Here is a 20,057-nt window from a genome sequence, read left to right as displayed (position 1 = left end):
GCCTAGCGGCTCTTCAATGCAGTGCCGCGCCAGTTCGCCAGCATATCCGGCAAGGCCTTGCGATACATCAGCAATACGACAGCAGCGTAACTGATCACCCCGACGGTCACCGACAGCATCAGCACCGCAAGATTCGACCATCCGGCACGCGCAATCGCCATCTGCGCCGCTTCCACACAAGCCGCCATGACCAACACGCAAAAGAACGGTGTCAGCAATGGCTGCAACTGCCGGCGGAAACTGATGTGCGCATATTTACGCAACAGATAAAGTCCCAATGGATACGTCACCGCGACACGACATGACCATGCTGCGATGATGTAAATCGCCGATTGGTTCGCCGTCAGAAACACCGCTGCTATCGTGCAGGCACTCGCACACACTGCCGGCAACAGCAAGGCGCGCGGATAGCCCAAGGCACGCAAATACGGACTGACAAACACGCGAGTAAAGCTGATCGCCCACACCAGACACAGAATCACGATCATCGGAATGGCTTCCGACCATTTATCGCCGAGCAGCAGCGGCACCCACTGTCCGGTCGTCAATGCCAGGCCGACAAAGATAGGCGTCGAAACAAAAGCCATCACTTCGGTCACTTGCAGGAAAGAACCCTGCAGACGCTCCCTGTCTTTCTGCATCGACGAAAACAGCGGCAAGCCTATGCGACCGGCTACGCTACCCACAATATTCGACAGCGCATCGGTCGCCTTGAATGCCACGCTGACAAAACCCAGCATGCTCAAGCCGTGCATTGCACCGATCAGTAAACTGAACACGCGTGTCAGGAAAGCCCACAAAGCGCCTTCCAGCATCACCGGGAAGCCGAACACGATCAGCTGCCTTGCATGCGCCCATGAAAACCGGCGCAAAGGTTTGCGTTTGTGGCCGTGCCAAAAAATCAGCGTCAACAGAATGTTTTGCACGATGCCGGCAGCCACGATGCTCCAGACACCAAAGCCCGCCAGCGCCAGGCCGATGGCGACAAAGCAGTAACTCAACTTGCCTGCCACCGTGCGTCTGGCGATTGCCTTGGTACGCAGCTTGCGATCCAGCATCGCCGACGGCAACAGATTCAAACCGGTGAACAAGCAGGCACTGCCTTCGGCGATCAGGATGGTCCCGACCAAAGGCTGCTGCATGAAGTAAATGAAGTACAGGCCGACCAGCAGACAGAATACGAAACCGGCCAAGCCGAGCAGGATGGACATCCAGAACGCGCTATCGATATGCAGCATGTCTATCGGCCGGCGCTGGATCAGTGCTTCGTTAATGCCGAGGCCGATCACCAGTTGCGTCAGGACGACGATGGATTGCGCAAACGCGACGCTACCGAAATCGGCAGGCGTCAGTACGCGCGTCATGATCGCCAGCGTCAGGAAACCGAGCAAACCGACGCCGACGCTATCGACGATCGCCCACGGCACCACGCGCCGCATATTTTTCATCGCGGCACCAGTTGGCGTTTTATTTTTCCCAGCGTTCGTCTGATTGCACTGAAGATAGAAAATTGATTCAGAAAGCGATTCTTGCGTATCGTCAGCTTCAATGCGTTTAGCCACGGAGCCTTGATGTTGCGTTTTTCGGCAATCTGCACGATCTCGTCGAGCAACACCAGCTGCGCATGATTGCCTGCGCGCAGCGCACGTATTTGCGCCTCGCTGGGCTTACCGGCCAGCGATTCCGGCAACTCGGCACCGACTGCCATGAAGTTGAGTTTGGTGCGCAGGCATTTTTCACAGCGACCGCAATTCCGTCCCGTGATCGGCCCTTCCCAGCACACGCGCAGATTGCGCAAACCGGTTTCCCAATCGAGGATGCGTTCGGCTTTTTCAGTACGCGCAAATTCGCCGCCGTCATACACGACCTGAAAATCGCGGCTGGACAACATCGCATACGTAATCGGATTGCCGCCCCACGGCAATACCAGTCGTGTGTAATCTTCATCGGAACCGACCAGGCCGGCATGCGCGCTGCCCTGCCAGTTACGCAGGCAAGTTGCGACGCCGTTACCGAATTCCATTTCCCAGTTGACGCATGCAACATCGCGCCAGTTTGTTTTCAGCGTCACCATGGGAACGTTAATCGATTGCAGGGAATCTGCGGCCGAAGCCACCGTGATATTGAATGCGGCATCCGCATTCAATGCAATATCGAAACCCTGTATCAGCACCCCAGCCAGCAGATGATAACTGCGACGGCCGGCGCGGCCGGTCACATGCCGCCACGCAGTAAAGGATGCATCCAGCCCACCGGAAAATGCCGCCACCGCTTGCGGCATAGGCGGCAGGCGGAGTGCATCATCCGCCAATTCATGCGCAGCGCTGACATGAATGTGTTTGTACAGATCGGGACGCCATGCCACCCAGCATGCAATCAGATCTTCCAGATTCTTCAATAACGAAAATGTCACCGGGCCGTCAATATACATATCCTGCCCGCGATGCATGGCGACAAACACCAGCGCCGTTGCCGCCATATCGTGCACCTGCAAGGGTGCCGGCATATACTCATCCTGCCCGGTCAACTCCCACCACACCTGTTGATCGCCAAAACTTGCGATGCGCTTGACCTGGCCGGCGCTGCGTACTTCGCGCAATTGCACGACCAGTTTTCCGCTCGCGGCTTTTATGAAAGGGATATCCTGCTGATCCATCATGCGCGTTGATACACATCGTCGAAACGCACGATGTCATCTTCTCCAAGGTAGGCGCCCGACTGCACTTCGATCAGGTGCAGCGGCATCTTGCCGGGATTTTCCAGCCTGTGCGTCATGCCGATCGGGATGTAGATAGATTCGTTTTCCGTCAGCAGCCTGACGGTTTCGCCGCAGGTGATGCGCGCAGTGCCGGTCACGACGACCCAGTGTTCTGCCCGATGATGATGCATCTGCAGCGATAATTTTTCGCCCGGATCGACAGTGATGCGCTTGACCTGAAAGCGCTCGCCCGCATCGATGGGTTCATACGATCCCCACGGTCGATACACGCGCGTGTGATTCAAATGCTCGCAGCGTTTTTTCTGTTTCAGGAAGTCGACCACATTCTTGACGCGCTGTACCTGATCCTTGTTGACGATCAGCACGGCATCCCTGGTTTCGACCACCACCACGTTGTCGAGCCCGATCACGGCAACGAAACGACTTTCGGCGCGTATCAGCGAATTCTGTACATTGTCTGTGTACACATCGCCCTGCAACACATTGCCTTGCGCATTGCCATCCTGCATTTCGGACAACGCCGACCAGGAACCGATATCGCTCCAGCCTATATCGACCGGGATCACAATCGCCTGTTGCGTATGTTCCATCACCGCAAAATCTATCGACTGCGATGGACATGCTACATATGCCGCTTCATTCAAACGGCAAAAGGACAAATCGCTGTAAGCATCCTGTACCGCAGCCTTGCTGCAAGCCGCCATCTGCGGCTGCAGTCGTTCAAGCTCGGCAAGATAGGTATCGGCGCGGAACAGGAACATGCCGCTATTCCATGAATAATGCTCATCTTCGACGAAGGTTTGTGCCGTCGCCAGATCCGGTTTTTCCACAAAGCGCTCGACCGCAAAACATGTTTCAGAGCGATCTATCGCCGCACCGCGCCGTATATAACCGTAACCGGTTTCCGCAGCCGACGGCAGGATGCCGAACGTCGCCAACCCCTGCTTGCCGACAGCATGCGCGGCCACCAGCACCGCGTCATGAAATGCATCGACATCGACAATCAAATGATCGGCCGGCAACACCAGCATCAATGCATCGGCATCAAGCGCCAATAAATAATTGGCCGCTGCGGCAACTGCAGGCGCAGTATTGCGCCCTTCCGCTTCCAGCAGGATCGCGGTTGGCTGGATATCGATCTGGCGCAACTGTTCTGCCACCAGAAAGCGGTGATCGTCGCCGCACACAATCAGCGGTGGTGCGATCTCGGGCCAGCCGGCAACGCGCAATACCGTTTCCTGCAGCATCGTGCGCTCGGAAACCAGCGGCAGCAATTGCTTGGGCAAGGCTGCTCGCGATAAAGGCCACAAGCGACTGCCCGAACCGCCCGACAGAATGACGGGATAAATTTTCACGCGGCATCCTCTAGCTTGCGTACCGGCGTATCCGGCGTATCCGGCGTGGCCGACGAAGCCGTTGGACGTGTCTGGCCGCGACGGTCGCGCGCATCGCGCCAGGAGTCCTGCACGCAGTCGGATACATGACGCATCTTGCCTTCACGGCTGACGCAGTAGTCGGTGCACACCACCAACTCGGACATGCTGGAATGCGGCGATACGCGTGTGTATGCAAACAGTATGCTGCGTTCAACTTTGGAGCCGCTGCAGATCTGGCTGCCATGACCTATCCAGGTCGGCCCTATGATGGTGCTGCCGGCTTCTATCGTGCTGCCGGAACCGAGATAGACCGGCCCTTCTATCGTCGTGCCTTCCCAGTCGATACTGGTGTTGAGGCCGACCCACAAACCTTCCGCAATTTGCGTACCCGGCATCGTCATGTGCGCCATCTCGCCCAGCATCACGCTTTGCGACACCGCCCAGTAATCCTTGACGTTGCCGATATCTATCCAGTTGAAAAAACGCTTTTGCGCAAAGAAGGGCACACCCTTTTCCACCAGCAAAGGAAACAGCTGCGAACCGATATCGAATTCCTCGCCGGATGGAATCAACTCCAGCACTTCCGGCTCAAAGATGTAAATGCCGGTGCTGGCCAGATTGGATAAGGCCTCTTCCGGTTTGGGTTTTTCCTGGAATGACAGGACACGGCCTTCTTCATCGGTGACCACCATACCGTAATCAACGGTTTTTTCAGGCGCGACTTCTTTCGTGATGATGCTGACCAGCGCACCTTTTTGCCGGTGTTCAAACAGCGCCGATTTGATATCCAGATCGATCAGGGCATCGCCGCAAATCACCAGCGTGGTTTCATCAAAGAAGCCGCCGAATTCCTGAATTTTTTTCAAACCGCCGGCAGAGCCGATAGGCTTGGGCATGACTTCGCCGTCGTCGGTCATATAACCTTCGAAGGAATAACCGATCTGTGCGCCGAAACGCTGCCCTTCGCCAAAGTAGTCTTCTATTTTCTGGTGCAGATAGCTGACGTTCACCATGATTTCCGTGATGCCGTACTTGACCAGATGCTCGACCAGATATTCCATCACCGGCTTGCCAAGTATCGGAATCATCGGCTTCGGTAATTCATAGGTAAGAGGCTGGACACGCGTTCCTTTGCCTGCCGCAAGGATCATTGCTTTCATGTTTTCCCTGTGTAATGTGATTGACTGAAAATGCAGAAATAAAATGGATAGAAGTAAAACGAAAAGCCGGAACCGGCTTGTTCAGGCATAGGCAAAGCGTTCTTCCGACATGCTTTGCCAGCGCCAGGTATCGACGCACATCTGTTCTATGCTGCGCTCGGCGCGCCAGCCTAGTTCACGTTGCGCCAGAGACGCATCGGCGTAACACACGGCAATATCGCCAGGGCGTCGCGCCACTACGCGATAGGGAACGCGTCGCCCGCTCGCCCGCTCAAAGGCCTGAATCATTTGCAGTACGCTGCTGCCGCAACCGGTGCCGAGGTTGTAAGCCTGCACTCCGGCTACACTGGCCAGCAGTTTTTCCAGCGTCTTGACGTGTCCTATCGCGAGATCCACCACATGGATGTAATCGCGCACACCGGTGCCGTCGTCAGTCGGATAATCGTCGCCGTATACCGACAGTAAATCGCGGCGACCGGATGCAACCTGCGCCACGTAAGGGAAAAGATTATTGGGAATATCGTTCGGGTCTTCACCGATCAAGCCGCTCTCATGTGCGCCGGCCGGATTGAAGTAACGCAGCAAGGCAATGCACCATGCCGGATCGGAATGCGCCAGATCACGCAGCATTTCCTCTATCATCAATTTGCTGCGGCCATAGGGATTGGTTGCCGCCAGCGGAAAATTCTCCAGTATCGGCACCGTTGCCGGATCGCCGTACACGGTCGCCGATGAACTGAAGACCAGGCTCGTCACATCGTGCTTCGCCATCACCTGCAACAGCACCAGACTGCCTTCGACATTGTTGTCGTAGTAGCGCAGCGGCTCCGTCACCGATTCTCCGACTGCCTTCAGTCCGGCAAAATGCATGACGGCATCAAAATTGTATTGCGCGAATATTTTTTCGATTGCATTGCGATCACGCAGATCGGCTTGAATGAATGGAATGGTCGCGCCAGTGATGCCAGCGACACGTTCCAGTACCGATGCCTTGCTGTTGCACAGATTATCGACCACCACGACTTGATAACCGGCATTGATCAGTTCTACGCATGTATGTGAGCCTATATAACCGGCTCCTCCCGTTACCAATATTTTCATCATCAATTTATCCAGGAAGCTCCACGAGCGTACCTTTACAAAGAGACATCAGCGGCTGCGAAGTTCACTTTTAGACAAGAGAAATTCGTAACAAAAAGTGTCCTTGTAAAATATGCACGGATAGATGCACGAATGATTTTTTTTTGAAAGTTTTTCAGGACGAGGAAACATTTTTATTCGGAAATGTTTCATGCAATCGAAGAGAGAAATGAGCAGCCTTGATCCTGTGTTCCTACTCAACGCACGGCCATTTTTACAGACTTGTTCGGTTCGAAACGACCACTCGTGATCAGATAATCGGCACAGAATAAATGCAATAAACGTTGCACTGCAGGCTGCACATTGCATAGGGAAAATTCGCAGCCGATTTTCGATTGATGTCCGAACAGCAGCATCAGCAGCGCCATGCAGGCACTGTCGATGTATGTCACGTCAGTGAAGTCGAGCCGGATATGAAATGGTCTTGCAGTCGCGCTGGCAAATACCTCGCGCAGAGCTTCCAGATTGCCATCTTCCCATGCGCCACTGGCTGTGATGGTGCAATTGTTTCCCTCCACTGCCAGAGATACGCGCGCAGTTTTGACTGCATTGCCGTCACGCTTGTGTAAACGCATGGCCACTGCGCACGGAATCACATGCAGCGTCATCAGCTTGAGAAAATTTATTCCATCATTGAAGTAGCGCTTCCACAATGCCGGCTCTTCCTTGATTCGCCATAGCCATTCACCACCCAGCCGGCCTACCCATGCCGGTGCGCGCTTGACGGTGCCTGCGACAAAATTCACGACTGCGCCCAAATGACTGACGACTGGTACCTGAAGTCGCGGCAGATTATGTTCTATCCATGCCTGACCTTTTTTTGCGCCCAGCGCCACCACCAGAAAATCCGCCTTGCTGCCATTGATATCGTCAATGACAGCGTCGCTACTCATCTCTTCTACACTGGCAAAACCCGGCGACTTGCATCCAACACAGACTAAACCGGATGCAGTCGCATTCAATTTATTCGCCGCAATCTCGGCGACACCATCCGGCCCGCCGAAGAAATACACCAGCAATACTTTTCCCGGTCGATGACGCAAAGCCTCGAACAAGGTCGAGCCGGCAACCCGCTCGCTGATCGGCAATCCCAGCAATTTGGCAATCCAGACCAGCGGCATGCCATCGGCCACCGACAAATCACTGCGTATGACAGAATCGCGAAACGCGCCGCCATCCAGGCTGGCAACCGCAAAGTTCAGATTCGGTGTGGAAAAGAAGCAGCGCTGGTGGCTGCGTGCTGCATCGGTAATTTTTACCGTCGCCTGCTCCATCGAAATCGCATCGAAGGGAAGACCGAGGATGCAGTAAACAGGACGCTGAAAATCGGTGCTGATCTTGCTGCTGGTGCTGATTGCAACATTCTCGATGTCTGTATCAAGCTCGGCTTCAGCTTGCCGTCGCAGGCGATTAGTCTGCATCGCGTTTGGCCCTCACCCATTCGACCTGGCGGCTGACAAAGAACTTCAGATACAAAGGCAGCTTCCAGAACACATATGTCACTGTGGAAAACAGATCCTTAAGACTGAGCACATGCCGACCGAAGCGCCGCCATGCGAGCAAGACCGCCAGCATCAATCCCGACAGACTGCAAGCAGCCAGTATCAGTGGCGCGATCCAGGCGAACATGAAATACGCAGCGGCAGCAACAATGAATAGCGCGAAGGTAAGCAGCGTCAACAAGGCTACAGGTGGCACGCACATATCCAGTGCCAGCGCGATCAACATGCGATCGCCCCGCCGCAGGCCTTGAATCAACAAAGGCAAACCGTCGTGCAAAATCATGCTCATGTGCCCGTGTTCCCAACGCGTTCTTTGCATGCGCACCGCTTCTTCACCGACCGGGAAATAACTGATCACGCAAGCCTCAGGGCAAAAAATAGGGGCCGCATTCTTGCGCGCCATCTCTATCCCCAGTTGCATGTCTTCCGCCAGATTGCCATTCGCCAGGCTGGCCTGGTGTATCAGGCTCCAGGGGAACGCCATACCGGTTCCCATTAACTGGCAAGGCAAACCCAATCTGAGAAAACCTAATGGTCGCACATGGTTTTTGACTATCCATGCGAACTCGGCGATCCGCATTTTCAGACCGGAATTTTTCTTGGCTTGCATCAGATCCAGCGCCTGTACCGGTCTTTGCGCGGTCATCGCCAGACAGGCGAGTCTGTCTACAGTCCCTTCAAGCAAGCGGCAATCGGCATCGATCATGATCACGACTTCCGGTGGACTGTGTGCAAGCTGCTGCATGCCATAATCCAATGCATAGCCCTTGCCGCGCTGCTCCAGATTGCTGCGCTCCAGCACAGGTGCACCGGCCGCAAGCGCCACGGCGACCGTATCGTCCGAACAGTTATCTGCAACGACAAGGATGCGATCGCCGTCACGCAGTTGTTCGCGTATCGAAGCAATCGTGGCGGCAATACCTTGCGCTTCATTATGTGCCGGCACTAACACCGCAACGCTGGGTCGCCAATGAGTAGTAATAGACATCACACGCGTCTGTTTCAATGCCGCCAGAGTCTGAGTCAGCAACACGGCAACCGGTAGTGCCGCCAATGCCAGCACGATGATCAATGCGATATGCAACAAGCTCACCATTTCACCACTCCTGTCAGTCGGTTTTTATCGTCATCGGCCTGCTGAAACAGCGCATGCAGCTTGTCCGCCTCATGATCGATATCGTGGCGTTCCAGCACACGGGCACGCGCCAGCCGCCCCATCCGCGATAAGTCTTCGATCGAACTTGTCAGACAGCGCTCCATCGCCAGCGATAACTCTTCCACCGAACCCGGCGGATACAGCCAACCGTTTTCGCCGTCTATCACCAGCTCCGGCACGCCTGTAATCCATGTACTCAGAATCGGCCGCTGCAGCGACATCGCTTCCATGATCACGACCGGCAAGCCTTCGGCGAAACTCGCCATCACCATCGCGCGTGCATCCAGTATTTCCTGCTTGACCTGATCGCTGCTGATCCAGCCGGTAATGCGCACGTGTGATTCCAGATTGCATTTGGCAATCAATGCTTCGATTTCCTTGCGCATTTCGCCATCGCCTGCCAGCACCAGTTCAAACGCGATGCCTTTTCTTGCAAGCATGGCCGCTGCCTCAATCAGGATCAGCTGGCCTTTTTGTTCGCACAGCCGACCGACGCAAATGAAACGCGGGCGCGCAGGCAAGCTCATGTAGACATTGTTGTAAAAAGCCGGCTCCAGCCCGCAATGCACGACATGTACCTTGTCCCATTGCGCATACGGCAGGCTGCGATACAACTGACTGCGGCAAAAGGAAGTGATAGCCGCAACAAAGGTCGCGCGTCGCAATTTTTCAGGCAGGCCGATGAATTCCGGCTTGTCGAATTCTTCCGAGCCATGAATCATCAGGCTGTATGGTATGCCGCTCAATTCACTTGCCAGCATCGCGACTTCGGCCGAGTTGGTGCCGAAATGAACGTGCAGATGCGTCACGCCATCACGCTTCAACCAAAGCGCAAGACGGCATGCTTCAGCCAGATAGATCAGGTGATACGGCAAGGGACGATCAGCGCGCCGGCTCATGCGAAAGGCCAAAGCCAAAGCCTTGATGTATCTGATGGGCGAGGTTAGCTTGATCTGAAGCACAGAAAGCAGCAGCCCCAATACGCCACGCTGCAGGATGTAGCGCGTGCGTTCACGCTCGACGAAATCCTCGGCATCCACCAGATCGCCTTCCCAGCCGCGCAGGGCAAATCGATTGATCACAAGACCCTGCCGTTCCAGCGCCAGGATTTCCCGGCGGATGAAACTATGGCTGACCTTCGGGTACTGATTGATCAGGTAGGCTATACGTAGTTCGCTCAAACCAATTCCTCTCACCATTCTTTATTATTTCTTTATGCTGCTTCGTTTTCCGCTGTAACTTGCGCCTGCTGCACGACAGCGGACTTCGGAATTACTCTGGCCGGTACGCCCACTGCGGTTGCGCCATCCGGCACATCGCACAAGACCACCGACATCGCACCGATATGGCAACCGTTGCCGATACGCACACCACCCAACACCTGCGCATATGCACCGAAATCAACGTCATCACCAATGACCGGCACCGGACCGTCTGCGACGCGATTGCCTATCGTGACGCCTTGCCGTAATGTGCAGTTCGCTCCCATGCGTACCCCGGGATGCAAAAAAATCCCGCCGAAATGCCATATCCTCAAGCCGGGGCCGATCAGCGCAGCCTTCGGCAGGCTGATGCCGACTGCCGTTTCAATCAGGCGAAACCACAACCAGTAAAAAGAGGTAAGCACCTTCTTTTCCAGGCCGGCCGACATGCGATCGACACGACGGCCAAAGCGATAGGCCCACACCGCCCAGATCGACTGCTCTTTTAAAAATGGACGGCGCAAGGCATATCGCTGCACATCAGCTTGCCAATCGCTATCTTGTGAAGATCGGTTCATCTGATAGCTCAATCCTGTTGCAGTAACTCGCCGCGTACCGTCGATGGCCCGCCCACGCCGCTGATTGCATATACATACACAATCGCCGTCTTTGAAGGCCAGCTAAAACTTTTACTCTCGCCGTTGCCCAGCTCACCGCTATCGAAATGCACGGATGTGCCGGACGGTTCACGTACCTGCAGGCGCAGTTTTGCATCGCCCGTCGTCTTCGCAGTCAGCCTGTATGTCTTGCCGACTTCCACTGCTGCCCACGCCAGGGAATGCAAGCCGCGCGAAGAATAATTGCCTTGCGCGATGCGCGTGCCGGTGGCCGGGAAAACCACCGCCTGCTGCCATGTATCGAACGTCCCGGCAGTGCCGCCTGTCTGCAATTGCCACGGACCGCGCATGGAAAGGAGATTCATTTTTTTCTGCGGCACTACAGGCTTGCCGTTGCCATCCAGCCAGCCCTGAACCGCAGTAACCTGGCGCATCGCAACACGCATGCGTTCCAGATCGTCGGCCACCGTCTTGTTCCAGCCGCCCTTGTGCAAATCAAAACCTGCACCGTTTTCCACATAGATGAAGAATGGCGTACCGAAGTTGCGATCGACTACATAGGCACCGTAGGTTTTCAAGGTCTCTGCCACTTTGCGCAAATCCGGATTAATGATTTTTTGCGTGTCGTAAGATGCCGGCAACATCATCAATGCGCCTTCGGGAATCTTGCCCGTATTGGTCTTGGCAGCATCGGTATCCGCTGAGGTAGCGGGAAAGATGTAAGTCGGATTCGGCGACAAGGCGTTATAGGTCAGCGACATCGCCAGCGCATGGCGATACATCGTGTCGCCATCATTGATTTCATGTTTGCGTATCAGGCCGGCCGCCGTCGGCACTCCCGCTGCCCGCGAACCCTGGAAATACTGCGCCGGATCACCCCAGCCGCGGCCGTCTATACGCGTCCATGCATATTGCGCAGCGACCCATTTCCCGTTTACTTTTTTGAGTTGCCAGAACGAGTGGACGATGCCGGTCACAGGATCGACGATATCGGCATGACCATCGCTGGCGCTGGCCGCCACTACGTCAGCCGGCCAGCGCGGTACGGTCACATCATGAAAGGCTTCTGCATCCGGATCCCACAAACCCTGGGTTTTCGGCAAACCGGTGACGGTCACCGGCGCATCGCCGGCATGAGCGAGAAAAACGCCGGTCGACCATTCACCGCCAGCCACGCCAGGTTTATAGGTCGAAGCGGGAATGACGAAATCGTCGAAGACAGGCGCCACCGGGCGACTGTTCCAGGGTGAAGTGGCAGCAAACGGTTTGCCATACGTTCCCCACTGCGCAGTGTCGGCTGCATGCACAGGAACGGCAAACAGCAAACCGGCCAGCACTGCTGCGGAAGCGAAAAAGACGGACTTCAAATGAGATTGACTGCATACAAATGTTTTTTTCATGGAGTTTGGCTTCAGGCTGTATTGAGTTTCAATTTTTTTATCAGGGTCTTGCCGCTTCCCGTCCACCAGCTTTCGTAATAGAAAGTGGAGACATGCGCGAGCGCAAAGAGGACGACAAACAATAGTGGGCGCTTCAGGTATTTGATGATCACGTCGCCGCTGCCCAGCCAGGTACCGACGGCCAGCATCGGATGGATGACGTACAGCGCATACGAAATTGTTGCCAGATAAACCAGCACGCGATTGTCCAGCAGCGACGCCATTGCACGACCCGGATTCAGGATGGTGGTGCCGATCAGTAAAGCCGCCAGATACGGCCGCAGATAATTCAGCGCTGCGCCCTGCTCGTGACAGGAAATCAGCAGCAGCAGCAAGAGTGGCCATTGCGGTATCCGTTGCAGCCATGCCAGCAAACGCGATCCTAGGCGATGATGAATAATCAGGGCGAGCGTGCAACCGGCCAGAATTTCATCCATGCGGTAATAACTGACACTGGATGCATACACGCCGTCCGTCACGCGCAGCAAGGTGAACAGCAAGCCGATCAATGGAATTGCCAGCAGGCTGCGCACGCCGAACACGGAAAACATCAGGGCGATGCCGATATAGAACTGCATCTCCATGCACAGGCTCCAGATATGCTCGGTCAGGCTTACCAGATGCGTGGGCGGCAGGTTTGCATAGAAAAAATAATGCGCCAGCCAGATATCCGACGATGCACCGGCCATACCCAATGCAATCGCCAGATACAACCACGCCAATGGAATGATGCGAAAGAAACGACGCACCAGAAAATCGAGCGTGGATGGATTCTTCAGCAGGAAGGAAGTGATCAGGAATCCGGACAGCGTGAAAAACAATGCCATCCCCAACAGGCCGAACATCGCATTGAGTTGCAGGGATTTCGGCCCGACCGGCAGCAGATGCGCCGCCAGCACGCACAGGATGCTGATGCCGCGCCAGCCATCCAGCACTTTCAGATGCGGGGTTGATGTCATGGCTGCTCCAACGGACGCGCTTGCCGGCCGGCCTTGTTATCGGGCAAGGTGACACTCGTTGCCAGCGCACAGCCTATGCCGACACTGAACCAGAAGTACCAGTTGAAAACCAGGTAGCCGAATATATTGTCGGACGACGATACGAGCAGATAGCTGAACACCAGAGCCAGCGTGACAAAGGCTGCCAGCCTGTCGATACGCGTCAGCGATTTGAGCATCAGCGCTACCCTCGCATACAACCAGAGATAGGCCAGCAAGCCGACCATGCCGGCATCGAAGAACCATTGCACGTACACATTGTGCGCACCCCAGTTCATGTGATTGGCCGCAGGAAAAAACGTTTGCGAATAATGGCGGAAGGCCTCAAGGCCGTAGCCGAACAGATAATGGCTGGGCCGCATCCACTGCAAGCCGCTTTCCCATATCGAAAGCCGCCACGCAAATGAATTCAGCTTCGCATAAGCGACCGCTGTCGTGCCGCTGCCCAGATCGAGCAGGCGCTCGCGTATTTCCGGCACCAATAGCGCCACCACCGGCAGCAGCATCAGGTATAGCAGGTAGCGGCGCTCGAACAGCAAGGCATACGCGAAGAAAACGATCATGCAGGCCAGCCACGCACTTCTGGTTTGCGTCAGCACCAGCAGCGCCAGCAGATAGAACAGATACAGCGTCAGTACAATGCGGCTGCCGCTACCCAGGACCGTCGTCTTGTCCTTGAGCACATACAAGGTCAGCGGAATGATCAGCGTCAGGTAGAAGGCAAAAATATTCGGATGGGTAAATGTCGATTGCAGACGAAAACCTTCTGCACCGCCCGCTGCACCGTGCAGGGCGATATCCACCAGCGCATACGCAGCCGGCAAGACGGACGACCATAAAACCAGTTTCACGCAACGCCGGAAATCCTGCGCCGAGCGCACGAAATAGAAGGCGATGATAAACATCGCAAAGTAGGACAACAGGGTCAGATAGCTGCGGATGGCATCGCCCTTTTCAGGCGAAATCACCAAGCCGAACAATGCCACCAGCAGGAAAGGCAGCCATGCCATCGTCATTTTTTTCGGCAGGCGGGACGGCTTTTCAAAGACCAGCATGCACGCCAGCATGATCACGCACAGATTGATGAGGCCGCCTATGCCGGTTTCATAGCCGCCTATCGAAAAACGCGTGGAGTCGAGAATCACGTCGCCGGCCGAGCGGAACACAATAATCAGCGCCAATAGCAGCAGACGGTTGAACAGTAGCAGCAGGCCGAACACCAGCACGGCCGGCAAGGCCAGCAAGCGCGCCGGCTTGTAATCCATGAGCTCGGCATAAAACGGCACGATGACGCCGATCGCCAGCGCCAGTGCAACAACGACAAATAGCGCGACGTACAGCGTATGCGCATCGCCGGCAGCAGGCAGCCAGCGCGTATGCACTTTGGCGCTGCCGGATTGCATGGCTGATTCGGTTGGCATATTCATCGCAGCATGCATCCCGTCATGCGGCCAGCTCTTGCGCCACGCTCATTTGATCCTTGCCGGGAAAATGCCGGATCAGCCACGAACGTATCGCATTCCACTCACCGGTTTCCGGTGCATTGCGCGACTGGAAGCGGAAGTAACGCCACAACAGGCGCGCTTCCTGACGGGTGCTCGCCATTTTTCTGAACGCCAGTTCGCGCTCCAGCTCCTCCGAATCGCCGAGGCCGCGCCGCAAGGTATACGCCATGCGCTCGAAGTCATCGGAAAAATCCGTTTGCCCGGCCACATCGAACAGGATGCCGCCGTGATTGCAGAACGGCGCAGGATCGAAGTACGGCAAGCCGTGCATGATGCTGAACGAGCGCGCCAAATAACGCGAAATATCCAGCGACACCTCCACCTGTTCGCGGAAGCGGGTCGCGCTGACGTTGCTGCCGTGCCAACGATACTGAATCAGCTGCGACGGTACATTGGTGCATTTCCCGAGTATCGCCAGCTGGCCGAACAGGAAGTAATCTTCGGCCAGTGCATTGACGGTCAGGCGTTTCCCGGCCGGCATGACATTCAGAAAATCGGCGCCGTAACGCACGCCCAGCTTTTGTATCGCGGGAAAATCCATCATGGCTGCCGGATGCGTGATCGGATTGCGGAAAAAACTCGCAGCCGCCACACGCTGTCGGCCGATAGGCATTTTGATATTGCCGCTCACGGCGCCGCTGCCATCAATCACTTCCGATTGCCCGCTAATGGCGATGCAGTCCGGCTGGCGCTTGAAGGCAGCCAATACAATTTCCATGCGATCGACGAAACACACATCGTCGGCATCATGCCGCATCACATATTTGCAATCGCTGATCTCCAGACCGCGATTGAGCAAACCGGCCAGACCTTCCGCCTCGGGAAAACTGTGCACCTGTATACGTGCATCACGACGGTGATAATCCTCTGCCAGTTCCAAGCTACCGTCGGTAGAGCCGTGATCCAGCACCAGCAAACGCCAATCCCTGAAGGTTTGCGCACAGATGCTATCGAGCGAAGCCGCAAGAAAATCGATGCCGTTTTTTACCGGCAGTAATACATCGATGGTTGCCAAAATAATGTTCCTTATATTGCGGCCGGCATCTGGCCGGTCCGTGTCGTAGACGATGCCGATTTTGATTTCTGCAACATGACCAATTCGCTGCCGCCTGTCCATGCTTCGACGTAACGCGAATTTTTTCCGTAGCTGTTGTCCAGCACGATGTTTTTCCTGCGCAGCAGGCAGGCCAGAATATGACCGTGCAGGCGGTCAGTAACGATCAGCTCATGCTGCGCAAAAAGCCGCGCGGCATCCGCAATCAGGCGTCCCGAATAGGCTATCCATAAAGGCACCAGAAGACGATTGGCCTGCCGGCCCAGGCCGCGGCGAAAGAAAGCACCTATGGCACGCCGGAACAAATTGATCTGCGCTTCGCGCGCACCGACAAACTGCGGCCAGTCCGTGACCGTGCTAGACACCGTAGACAGCATACGGCTGTGATCGCTGCTTTCGTCATCGACTCGACTGATGCGCAAACTGCCTTCGCCTGACGGCAGCCCATGGACATCCATCGGATGCAACTGATGCGCCATATCCGGCAATAAATAAACGTGGTCGGTGAATTCCTGCGCCATCGCGAACGAAACCTTGTCGCGCACACAGAGATGCATATCGGCATGCGAGCGAAATATTTTTGCCGACTGCGCCATCTTTTCCGGCGTGGAAAAATGCAGCGACTGCGGCAAGACGATGATGCGGTTCTCCGGGTGACTCTGCACGATCCGCTCTCTCAATTCCTGGAAATACGGATACAGATCGCCGAAGTTGCCGCCGCCGTGGAATACGATCACATCTTCCGGTGCAATCCAGCACGCATCGTAGGCAAAGTAAGGGGCAATCAATTTCGGCTTCAGTCCCTGCTTGCGAAAAAATGCCAGCGTGCCGTGCATGATCAGCAAGTCGCCGATATTTCCGTGCACAGGAATATCGACGTAATGGAAAGGTGCGCAACCGATCAGATCGCGCAGCACATCGTGTCGGGCCATCAGTTCTGCACTCAGTTTTTCGTGCGTGCTTTCAGCGTGATGCGATTTCGCTGCCTGCGAGGCAATGCTCATGAAACTAGTATTCATTCAGGACAGCTCCCACCACCATCACACCGGCATGCTTCATCGAATCAACCAGATTGCTGATCGCGCCGGCATGGCTGATATCCTTGCGCGCCACCACCAGCGCAGAGCCGGCCCGTGCAGCGGCAGTCTGGCTGTCGGCATAATCATGATCGGGCGGCGTATCGATCAGGATCACGTCGAATTCAGTGCTGAACTCGCGCAGCATGTGCGGAAACGCCGCACGTCCCAGCAATTCCTGAGGATTTGGCGGCGTGGCGCCGCTGGGCAAAATGGAGAGATCAACCAGCGATGCAATCCGGTGCACGTCGGCTACGCCGCTGCGACCGGACAGGATGGAAGAAAGGCCGCTGCGGTTTTCAATACCGAACAATTGATGCTGGCTCGGGTTGCGCATGTCTGCATCGATCAGCAAGGTGCGCTGGCCCAGCTGCGAAAACAGCACCGCAAGATTGGCTGCAATAAAGCTGCGACCGTCACCGCGTTCGGCACTGGTGATGGCCATCGTCGAACGTTTTTCGCCGGCGTCAAACCAGCGCATGACCAGCTGGCTGCGCAAGGCGCGCAAGGCCTCGACCTGCTTGCTGAACGGATCGTAGGCAGCAATCACATCTTCACTGACATTGCTTTGACCGCGTATCAGATAGGGATAGGAAAACTGGTTCGACAAGGCAAAGTCGATATCGGCCGGCGTCAGCAAACCCAGGGCAATCCCTGCATCGCCAAAGCGCTGGCGACCAATGGACTGTTCCTGCAAAATTCTCTGCATTTCATCGGCAGTCAGACGGCCGTTATCGACCAGAATGCTGCCCATCTGACTGCTCGTAAGACGCGCGGTCTGCTGATGCTGCAACCTGGTCGCATCCTGCAATTGATTCGATGTTCTGAACATAATGTTTTCCTTATTTCAGATGTTTACTATCGGCAAAACGCGCCTCGTCAAGCCGGCAGGAGGCCGCCCGGACGACGTTGCGGTCGATGTTTTATGGTTCGCGATTTTTCGATCACGCCCAGTAGCGGCAAATCGAACAGCAATGTCAGGTCTTCTGCCGAACGCACCCGATGATCGAACAGCTCCATCGCAATCGCCGCGGCGATACCGAGTATGCTGCCCACGACAAGCGCAACCAGCAGGTTCAGCAGCAAGCGCGGCGAAGCAGGACTGCGCGGTACGGCGGCAGCGGTCAGTACCGAAATATCCGATTGCGTCGATTGCGCTTCCAGGCTGGTTTGCGTCAGGCGCTGCGATGCAGTTTCATAGGCACGTTTGGCGTTTTCCATTTCATTGGCCAGCACGCTCAACTCGTCGCGCGCACTATTGAGGGCCAATACCTTGGCCTTTTGCGCATCCAGTGCAGCCCGCACTTCCGCTTCACGTTGCTGCAGAATGCGCGCGTTGCTGGCAACGCCGGTTGACGCCAGTCCTATCTGCTGATTCAGGTTGGCGCGCAACTGATCCACTTCGGATTTGGCGGCGATATATTGCGGATGATTGACATTGAGTCGCGCTGAAGTATCGGCAAACTTGGCTTCTGCTTCCGACAATCTTGACTTCAGCGACTGGATCAGCGGATTACTCAGCACATCGGGCGAACCGCCTGCATTTTTTTGCACCTGACGCTGACGCGAACCTGCTTCCATCGATTGCCCTTGCGCCATCACCAGCTGACTGGACAATTCATTCAAACGCGCAGTCTCGACATCCAGCTTGTTGTCGCTGCTAAAAATATTGTTTTTCTTTTGATAGGCAGACATCCTGTTTTGCGCAGCCTCGAATTTTTCGCGCAGCAGCTTGATCTGTTCGTTGATGTAACCGCTGGCTTTTTGCGCCGGCGCCACCTTCAGATCAACGCTGACCTGCTGATATGCTGCCGCGAAGGCATTGGCGATTCTGGCGACATACTCGGCATCGTCACCCTTGAAGCTGATGTTCAGCACGCTGCTGTCGCGCGCCGGCTCTACCGTCAGGTTGGCGCGCAGGCCATCGGCCAGCCAGTCCTGTATCGTCGCGTGCCCCGGTTCCAGTCTGGCAAAGCGTTCCTGAGCGGCGGGATCTTCCGCCAGCTTCAGGTCCTTGACCACCTGCAGCGCCACCATCTTGCTGTTCACCACATCAACCTGGGTCGGCATGTAGCCCGGCGTCAGTTGCGCCGGTACGCTCAGGCCGGTGACCGGATCGATACCTTTGTTATTGATGACCACTGAAGTCGTGGCCTTGTAGGTTTTCGACATCACCAGGCTGACTGCGCAGGCGGCGATTACCGTCACCACCAGCAATAGCAAGGCGATCTTGTAACGGGCGCGCAAGGTGCGCAGGATTTGTGCAAGAGTCATGACATTTTCCGCTTCAAAACAGGCTTTCTTTTACATACACGATGTCGTTCGGCTTCAGCAGATCGTCATGTTTGACATTGATGATTTGCAGTACGCCATTCGCATCGCGCCGCTTGATGCGCACGTCGCGTTCAGTACCGCGCGGACTGAGGCCGCCACCGGAAGACAGTGCCTGCAAGACCATCATGTCGCGCTCCAGCTTGTAGGAGCCGGGCTTCTGTACTTCGCCATAGATATAGAAACGCGGTGCGCGTTCGACAAACAGCGAATCACCGGCTGTGAGCTGACGATTTTTTGCCGGATCACCGGAGCGCACCAGTGCCAGCAGATCGATGGTTTCCTTGCTGGTCTTGCCGTCCTGCGTATGGGTGAGAATCACGGTATCGCCCGCCTCTTCATTGGCGCCGCCGGCCAGTGCCAGGATGTCGGTCAGGCTGCGCTTGCCATCAACCGGATAGCGCCCCGGCTTGTTGACCTGCCCCAGCACCGAAACCTGCTGGCTCTGCATCTCCGTAACCATCAGATTGACCTGAGGCTTGCGCACGAAACCGCCCTTGTCCAGCAGCTCGGCAATTTTTCTCTCGGCTTCATTCGACGATAGTCCGCCCACCTTGACATCGCCCACCAGCGGATAGGTGATGCTGCCGGCTTCGCTGACGCGCGTTTCCAGTGTCAGGTCCGGATTGCCGAAGACGGTGATCTTCAGCACGTCGCCAGGTCCGAGCGGCACATCGGCTGCGTATGTCCAGCTGCCCACCGTCACCATCAGCACCATCAACATGGCTTGCCGCACATTTTTCAATATGATCTTTTTCATTATTCGCTCCATCTGCATGAAT

The 20,057-nt window shown here is 55.7% G+C and carries 17 protein-coding genes; all 17 read right to left on the bottom strand.

Going from position 1 to position 20,057, the window contains the following annotated elements:
• Window positions 1-2 precede the first annotated feature (2 nt).
• The 17 genes from ACIQW9_RS00480 to epsE all read right to left on the bottom strand — a co-directional run bounded on the left by ACIQW9_RS00480 (window position 3) and on the right by epsE (window position 20,035).
• Window positions 3-1,448, bottom strand: a complete 1,446-nt coding sequence (locus ACIQW9_RS00480; protein ID WP_402331526.1) for a lipopolysaccharide biosynthesis protein — start codon at window positions 1,446-1,448, stop codon at window positions 3-5.
• The gene (locus tag ACIQW9_RS00475) at window positions 1,445-2,659 is read right to left on the bottom strand and encodes a hypothetical protein (protein ID WP_402331523.1); all 1,215 of its coding nucleotides are present in this window, start codon (window positions 2,657-2,659) and stop codon (window positions 1,445-1,447) included. The genes ACIQW9_RS00480 and ACIQW9_RS00475 overlap by 4 nt, the downstream gene beginning before the upstream one ends.
• Window positions 2,656-4,074, bottom strand: coding sequence for a mannose-1-phosphate guanylyltransferase/mannose-6-phosphate isomerase (locus tag ACIQW9_RS00470; RefSeq protein WP_402331521.1), 1,419 nt, complete (start codon window positions 4,072-4,074; stop codon window positions 2,656-2,658). Before ACIQW9_RS00470 ends, ACIQW9_RS00475 begins: the two co-directional genes overlap by 4 nt.
• Window positions 4,071-5,255, bottom strand: a complete 1,185-nt coding sequence (locus tag ACIQW9_RS00465) for a sugar phosphate nucleotidyltransferase (protein ID WP_402331518.1) — start codon at window positions 5,253-5,255, stop codon at window positions 4,071-4,073. Before ACIQW9_RS00465 ends, ACIQW9_RS00470 begins: the two co-directional genes overlap by 4 nt.
• Before the next feature lie 81 nt (window positions 5,256-5,336).
• Window positions 5,337-6,356, bottom strand: coding sequence for a UDP-glucose 4-epimerase GalE (gene galE / locus ACIQW9_RS00460; protein WP_402337792.1), 1,020 nt, complete (start codon window positions 6,354-6,356; stop codon window positions 5,337-5,339).
• 236 nt (window positions 6,357-6,592) lie between these two features.
• A complete protein-coding gene (locus tag ACIQW9_RS00455) occupies window positions 6,593-7,816 on the bottom strand; it encodes a WecB/TagA/CpsF family glycosyltransferase (protein WP_402331515.1) in 1,224 nt (407 codons plus the stop codon).
• Window positions 7,806-8,993, bottom strand: a complete 1,188-nt coding sequence (locus tag ACIQW9_RS00450; RefSeq protein WP_402331512.1) for a glycosyltransferase family 2 protein — start codon at window positions 8,991-8,993, stop codon at window positions 7,806-7,808. Before ACIQW9_RS00450 ends, ACIQW9_RS00455 begins: the two co-directional genes overlap by 11 nt.
• Window positions 8,987-10,234, bottom strand: coding sequence for a glycosyltransferase family 4 protein (locus ACIQW9_RS00445; protein WP_402331509.1), 1,248 nt, complete (start codon window positions 10,232-10,234; stop codon window positions 8,987-8,989). Before ACIQW9_RS00445 ends, ACIQW9_RS00450 begins: the two co-directional genes overlap by 7 nt.
• Before the next feature lie 32 nt (window positions 10,235-10,266).
• Complete coding sequence (locus tag ACIQW9_RS00440) at window positions 10,267-10,833, bottom strand: serine O-acetyltransferase (RefSeq protein WP_402331506.1); 567 nt, start codon at window positions 10,831-10,833, stop codon at window positions 10,267-10,269.
• A gap of 8 nt (window positions 10,834-10,841) precedes the next feature.
• The gene (locus ACIQW9_RS00435; RefSeq protein WP_402331503.1) at window positions 10,842-12,272 is read right to left on the bottom strand and encodes an Atrophin-1 multi-domain protein; all 1,431 of its coding nucleotides are present in this window, start codon (window positions 12,270-12,272) and stop codon (window positions 10,842-10,844) included.
• 11 nt (window positions 12,273-12,283) lie between these two features.
• Complete coding sequence (locus tag ACIQW9_RS00430; RefSeq protein WP_402331501.1) at window positions 12,284-13,270, bottom strand: acyltransferase family protein; 987 nt, start codon at window positions 13,268-13,270, stop codon at window positions 12,284-12,286.
• Window positions 13,267-14,736 carry an O-antigen ligase family protein gene (locus ACIQW9_RS00425; RefSeq protein ID WP_402331498.1) on the bottom strand — a complete coding sequence of 490 codons (1,470 nt, stop codon included), beginning with the start codon at window positions 14,734-14,736 and terminating at the stop codon, window positions 13,267-13,269. The genes ACIQW9_RS00430 and ACIQW9_RS00425 overlap by 4 nt, the downstream gene beginning before the upstream one ends.
• A 16-nt stretch (window positions 14,737-14,752) precedes the next feature.
• Window positions 14,753-15,829: a glycosyltransferase family A protein gene (locus ACIQW9_RS00420; RefSeq protein WP_402331495.1), complete on the bottom strand. Its 1,077-nt coding sequence runs from the start codon at window positions 15,827-15,829 to the stop codon at window positions 14,753-14,755.
• An 11-nt stretch (window positions 15,830-15,840) separates the two neighbouring features.
• Complete coding sequence (locus ACIQW9_RS00415; RefSeq protein WP_402331492.1) at window positions 15,841-16,872, bottom strand: polysaccharide pyruvyl transferase family protein; 1,032 nt, start codon at window positions 16,870-16,872, stop codon at window positions 15,841-15,843.
• A gap of 4 nt (window positions 16,873-16,876) precedes the next feature.
• Window positions 16,877-17,776, bottom strand: a complete 900-nt coding sequence (gene epsG, locus ACIQW9_RS00410) for a chain length determinant protein tyrosine kinase EpsG (protein WP_402331489.1) — start codon at window positions 17,774-17,776, stop codon at window positions 16,877-16,879.
• Between the two features lie 47 nt (window positions 17,777-17,823).
• Window positions 17,824-19,218, bottom strand: a complete 1,395-nt coding sequence (epsF, locus tag ACIQW9_RS00405; protein ID WP_402331485.1) for a chain length determinant protein EpsF — start codon at window positions 19,216-19,218, stop codon at window positions 17,824-17,826.
• Window positions 19,219-19,231: 13 nt separating this feature from the next.
• Window positions 19,232-20,035: a polysaccharide export protein EpsE gene (gene epsE, locus ACIQW9_RS00400; protein ID WP_402331482.1), complete on the bottom strand. Its 804-nt coding sequence runs from the start codon at window positions 20,033-20,035 to the stop codon at window positions 19,232-19,234.
• Window positions 20,036-20,057 lie beyond the last annotated feature (22 nt).

The organism is Herminiimonas sp. NPDC097707 (assembly GCF_044761395.1).
Taxonomy (GTDB): Bacteria; Pseudomonadota; Gammaproteobacteria; order Burkholderiales; family Burkholderiaceae_D; genus Oxalicibacterium.
Note: the sequence above shows the minus strand (reverse complement) of the source record. Positions and strands in the feature narration are given on the sequence as shown.